5 protein-coding genes and 1 pseudogene are annotated in these 5183 nt (G+C 38.7%); 3 read left to right on the top strand and 3 right to left on the bottom strand.

The window, feature by feature from the left end; all coding sequences use genetic code 11:
* Position 1 precedes the first annotated feature (1 nt).
* Positions 2 to 172: a gas vesicle protein GvpC gene (gvpC, locus tag ACE1CC_RS20545; RefSeq protein ID WP_413272299.1), complete on the top strand. Its 171-nt coding sequence runs from the start codon at positions 2 to 4 to the stop codon at positions 170 to 172.
* Between the two features lie 941 nt (positions 173 to 1113).
* Here gvpC and ACE1CC_RS20540 read toward each other — a convergent pair.
* The 3 genes and pseudogenes from ACE1CC_RS20540 to ACE1CC_RS20530 form a co-directional block, all read right to left on the bottom strand.
* Positions 1114 to 1695, bottom strand: coding sequence for a Uma2 family endonuclease (locus ACE1CC_RS20540; protein WP_413272297.1), 582 nt, complete (start codon positions 1693 to 1695; stop codon positions 1114 to 1116).
* A gap of 71 nt (positions 1696 to 1766) precedes the next feature.
* On the bottom strand, positions 1767 to 2828 hold the full coding sequence (locus tag ACE1CC_RS20535) for an AAA-like domain-containing protein (protein WP_413272298.1): 1062 nt from the start codon (positions 2826 to 2828) through the stop codon (positions 1767 to 1769).
* A gap of 201 nt (positions 2829 to 3029) precedes the next feature.
* Positions 3030 to 3221 (bottom strand): annotated as a pseudogene (locus ACE1CC_RS20530) (GAF domain-containing protein); the annotation flags it as partial.
* 297 nt (positions 3222 to 3518) lie between these two features.
* Here ACE1CC_RS20530 and ACE1CC_RS20525 point away from each other — a divergent pair.
* The gene (locus ACE1CC_RS20525) at positions 3519 to 3785 is read left to right on the top strand and encodes a hypothetical protein (protein ID WP_413272296.1); all 267 of its coding nucleotides are present in this window, start codon (positions 3519 to 3521) and stop codon (positions 3783 to 3785) included.
* A gap of 409 nt (positions 3786 to 4194) precedes the next feature.
* Positions 4195 to 4689: a helix-turn-helix domain-containing protein gene (locus tag ACE1CC_RS20520; RefSeq protein ID WP_413272295.1), complete on the top strand. Its 495-nt coding sequence runs from the start codon at positions 4195 to 4197 to the stop codon at positions 4687 to 4689.
* Positions 4690 to 5183 lie beyond the last annotated feature (494 nt).

Here is a 5183-nt window from a genome sequence, read left to right as displayed (position 1 = left end):
ACTGTTTAAATTTCACCAAAATTTACAACAAGAAAATCGCGACTTTTTAACAGCTACCCATGAACAGCGGATGACTAATGCTCAGGAACAAAACCAACGGCTACGTCAATTCCGTCGGGATCTGTTTATTAGTATTTTTGGAACTCCTAGCTCTAGCCCTTCCGCAAAATAGCCAACTACGGCTTCATCTTGAGCTAAAAAATAGAATCCCCCAGTCGAAAGAGCAAAAGCTGCTCTTTCGACTGGGGGATAAATAATCAAAAACAACAAATGAGTTTTAGGTTTTTTTGTTGTGACATTCTCTGCGGCTGCTGAGTACCTAAAACTCAGAAAAGCAACAGAGTTCCCGACCTCACGGATATGGGCTTCCTGCTAAATAGGGCGAAATACTTATGTAGCCCTCACAGGCAGATGCGATTAGTCTCACCGCCATCTAAAGCTGCCAAAAAATCTTGGAGTTAAGTAGGTAGGCCGGAAAATTTATCGTTGAGACAAGGCAGAAGGGAAGAGGGTTTCCGCCAAATTTACTTTCCGTTACATACTTCTGTTTATTTGCGCCTTCCTACTTAGGAAGTATATAACTTTTTCTACATAATAGCATCTAACTTGACAATTTGCAACCCGCTTGAAAGTATTCATAATTTTTTCCTTTCCTGAGCTAAATATCAATAATTGATTGGCTCTGATTTTGACTTCTCCCTCCCTTGAAAGAGGAGGGATTCTAAGCGGAAGTCGCTACGTGGGCTAAAGCCACACTTCGCAACAGCTAATACCAATTCTCTGTAAAGATGCGCTTAATAAAAGAGGTAAAGTTGAAAATAGTTTTGGTGAAAAAGGGAATGATAATCAATCTATTTTTGGGTCTTCCGTTTTTAGTGTGCTAATGTTCGCTACAAACATTTTAATATCCTCAACGCCTTGAAAATGCGTTATTTTTTACTAAAAAAGTACAGTGGTAACGAAAGACCCGTAAATTTACTATCAGGCATAAAGAGATAAATCCAAACGGTTCTTTGGGAATTATTATGCTGATGTTACATGGCGAACATTTTTGTAGGGACACGGCATCATAAATATATTGGTGTAGAGTCAAATTTTAATCATGCCGTGTCCCTACAGCATAATTGAATCAAAAGAACCATCCAAACTAAATCCCGGTAATACATTTTCACCCGATAATTCGGTGGGAAGATTTCGCACTTCTACATCTTCTCCTTGGCGATAAATTTCTACTTGTTGCTGTTGGGGATTAATCAACCATCCCATTTGTACCCCGGCATCCATATATTCGCGCATTTTGGCACGCAACATTTCCAAATCATCGGTTGCTGACCTTAATTCAATGACAAAATCCGGTGCAATGGGAGGAAATTTGCGTCTTTGTCCCGGGGTTAATGCTAAGTATCTTTCCCGGCGAATCCAAGCGGCATCTGGAGAACGATCGGCCCCATTTGGTAACTTAAATACTGTGGAGGAACTGAAAGTATAACCCAGGTTTGTTTGCCGATTCCAAATTCCTAAATCGATAATTAAATCTGCTTCTCGATTTCCGCTATCGCCGCCTACTGGTGGCATAATAATTAATTCTCCTCTGGCAGTACGTTCAAAGTTCAAATCGCGGTTATTTTGACATAACTTATAGAACTGTTCGTCACTGAGGTGAACGGTGTCTAAATTTAATGTCAAACCACTCATAACTTTACACTTAGCCTGAAGGGTGATTAATATTATATCATCCGAACTGGTGGCAGTGAATAACCGTCAAATCAAATATATTTTTCTATCCAACGCTCGTCAAATACCAATTCATAAATCCGGTTATTAACTTGAAGATAATCTCCTTGCTTAACTACTAATCCCGACATCAGCAATTCTGTTTCTTCTGGACTATCAACCGCTACAACCTGTCCTTGATGTAAAATTTGTTGGTAAAGTTTTAGCAGTTCAACAGTACGCTGTTTACCGTTCAAAATCCAATCGCGTATCGTCCGTAAATGTTCTGGTTGGTCAAGGGATTCCCAATTTTCGATAATATGCGATCGCACTAACTCTTCCACATAAACTGCTTCCTCATTAGTCGGAATGGGAGACTCAGAACTGCAAATCAGTTTGCAGACTTTTTGAGTAAGAAAAGGCTGTCCTCCCGTCCAACCTATTACTTCTTTAAGTAACGTTTGTGGGTTACTAACTCGTTTAGTTAATCCTTGCAGTAAGGGTTGAGCTTCATGTACTTGAAAACCTTTGAGTTGAATCGCTTGACCAACATTAAAAGGAGTGCGGTTTTTATCTTGAATTAATTGGGAAGGAGTTGCTACCCCTAACAAAACAAAATTCAAACGTTGATAGTCGGAACTATCAGCCCGTTTATTATAACAAGTGCGGATAATGCTAAAAAATGCAGTGCTATCAAACTGAAGGTCGAGTACGCTATCAATTTCATCGATAAAAATAATTATTTTTTCAGTAATAGCAGTTAACAATACTTCGTTGATAAATTCTGACAACCGCTGCACGGGAGATAATAATTCCCGTTCGCGCCACCAAGTCCGAATATTAACTTTATCTAACAAATTAAAACCGCTAACTAAGAGGTAAGCAAAGCCTGCATACCACTGTTCTAAAGTTATCTGGAAATTGCCAATTACCGAAATATCGATCGCACTACAAACAAATCCTTCTGCTTGCAGCTTTTTCATAATTTGGACGCGCAAGCTGGATTTACCCATCTGTCGGCTATTGAGGATGTAACAAAGCTGTCCGAGTTTCAAGGCTTTGTATAGGTGTCTATCTGCCGATCTCACTACATAAGTAGGCGCATCAATGGGCAAACTTCCGCCTACTTGGTAATCGTAAGAAGGCGGTGCTTCTGCACTCCGTAGCAGCGCATTTTCTATTACCAATTCAGCTTGAGTTGCTTTGAGAATTTCCAGGGTGTGCGACAATTCTTTGGTGCGTTCTTCTACTTTTTGCTCCAAAGTTCCGTTATAATCTTCTAATTGTTCGTAGAGTTGAGCGTTTTCAATCGAGATGGCAGCTTGAGCAGCAATGATTTGTAAAGTTTCCACTCGTTCGGGGGTAAATGCGCCGATCGCCAAGTTATTTTCTAAGTAGAGAATGCCAGCTAATTTGCCGCGATCGAGTAGAGGAGTGCAGAGGATTGATTTAGGTTGAGTGGCAATAATGTAAGAGTCGCGAGTAAATTGTCCTTCATCAGTGGCGTTATTTAATACTACATTGCAGAACTGAAATTGGAAGCCCCTTTTTCAGCGAAGCAAAAAGGGGTACTTCACAGTCGCTGTTTGGGTGAGATTCTTGTTTCAACGAGTGACGCAAGCTTCAAGCGCTGTTTTTGATGACTAATTTCTAGCGATCCAGAATTTGTACTTTTTGTCAACCTCCTTGACTGGACTGGCGCTATAAGTACTTAGATCTGTTTGGAGGAATTTGGGTGAAAACCCTAATACCAGATGACGAAGGTTCTGAAATAAGATTGGGATAGTTTTTTAAGTCCAAAAAGTATGTATCCAGAAACCACATCAGATCCGATTCGGCAGGAAGCGCTAACTGCCTTAACGGCTAAAATGATCGAGCAAGGTTGTCCCGACCGATACGCACCAGCGCTTGCCGCTTCCATCATCTTTCAAACAGACCTGGATTTGCGAAATGCCCAACTCTCTCGCCTCTTATCTTGGCTTAAGCAGGATTATAGCGATGTCTATGCGTTGGCGCTGAAGATCGTCGAAAAAACCCGGGCTGAATTTGAACATCGGGTTATAGAAGGTTGATTGTGAAACTTTTGTCCAAAGTCGCTAGGAAGTACGGTTGAGTAACCAACGACTCCCAAATCTAACAAACCTGATTTAAAGCTTTCCCTTGGAGTCAAAGTTTAATAACTAGCAACTTTAAGTTGCTCATAATATTTCAATGTAAAGAAACGTTTCTGTTTTACTAGATCCATGACGGGCGATCGCCTGTGGAAAGCTTTCTTTCTTTTGCAGATCATAAGCTTTAGTTATACGCTCTCAAAATTTTTCCCTATTCCCAATAATGGTTGGTGTCGTCTGGCTAAAGCCTTATAAATCAACCGTTTGGGAAATTTTATCTTTACGTATAACTAGATAGCAATATAGCGATTCTATTTGAAATATAAACAGATCGGTTTTTTGAAGCAAAGTGTATTCAGGGACTATATCTATGGATGATGTTTTACTAGAACAACAAAAATTAGCAAGAATAATAACATTAACAAATTTTATTCAAAGCAATCCAGAGGTAAGAGAGCTCAAAAGAGCTTTAGCCGTCAAAATGGCTTTGGAAGGTGAACCATACGCTAAAATTAGCAATTTACTGGGGATGAAGAAGTCAAGTATCAGTACTTGGAAGCAAAAATTTGAAGCTCAAGGTCTAGAGGGTATCAAGTTAGGTTATCAAGGTTCATCTGGTTATTTGACAAGTGACCAAAGGAAAGAAACAATTACTTGGTTGCAGACGAATAAGTATTGCACTTTGGGAGAACTAGTGAATTATTTGGATAAACAATACGGTGTGACTTATCAATCCTTGCAAAGTTACTATGCGTTGCTCTCAGCTGCCTATATTGCTAGAAAGAAATCACCGAAAGTCAACCACCTCTCTAAGTCACAGATAGTAAAAAATGAAACAAGAGAGAAAAGCTCCAGAATTTATTGAATAACTAAGAAACAGATGGTTTTTTCCCAAATAGGTTTCCTTTTCTCAAGGAAACCTATTTGTTTTGATATCTAAGGTATTTGCTAATGGTAAAAAAAAAATCATCCTAATTTGAATAGGTAAGCTCATTGTTCATAAATCATTTAGAATAAGTTTGATTATCCGCTCAAAAAACTTGTGTTATCGTTAAAACATATTTTATCTTTTTTGTCAATAAGTAAAGCACAAGTATTTATAGTTACAGCAAATACTGAAAATATCCACTCGTTAATAGTACGATTTTAATAAATTTTATTAAATAAACAATATCAGTATTACAGAGATTTCCGTTACATTTATTATCAATAAAAATAGCTCTTACCCCTTTACAAGCCCAAGGAAAATTGATAAGTTCATATTGTCGGAAGCAAAGGCAAACGCCTCGCACCGATAACAACAAAAACAACAAATGAGTAAAGGTACAAAACAATGGCAGTTGAAAAAACCAATTCTTC

Source organism: Floridaenema aerugineum BLCC-F46 (assembly GCF_041929345.1).
In the GTDB taxonomy this organism is placed as follows: domain Bacteria; phylum Cyanobacteriota; class Cyanobacteriia; order Cyanobacteriales; family Aerosakkonemataceae; genus Floridanema; species Floridanema aerugineum.
Note: the sequence above shows the minus strand (reverse complement) of the source record. Positions and strands in the feature narration are given on the sequence as shown.

Coding starts and splice junctions, on each gene's coding strand:
- ACE1CC_RS20525 (WP_413272296.1), top strand. CDS start 3,519: ATGTATCCAGAAACCACATCAGATCCGATTCGGCAGGAAGCGCTAACT.
- ACE1CC_RS20540 (WP_413272297.1), bottom strand. CDS start 1,695: ATGAGTGGTTTGACATTAAATTTAGACACCGTTCACCTCAGTGACGAA.
- ACE1CC_RS20520 (WP_413272295.1), top strand. CDS start 4,195: ATGGATGATGTTTTACTAGAACAACAAAAATTAGCAAGAATAATAACA.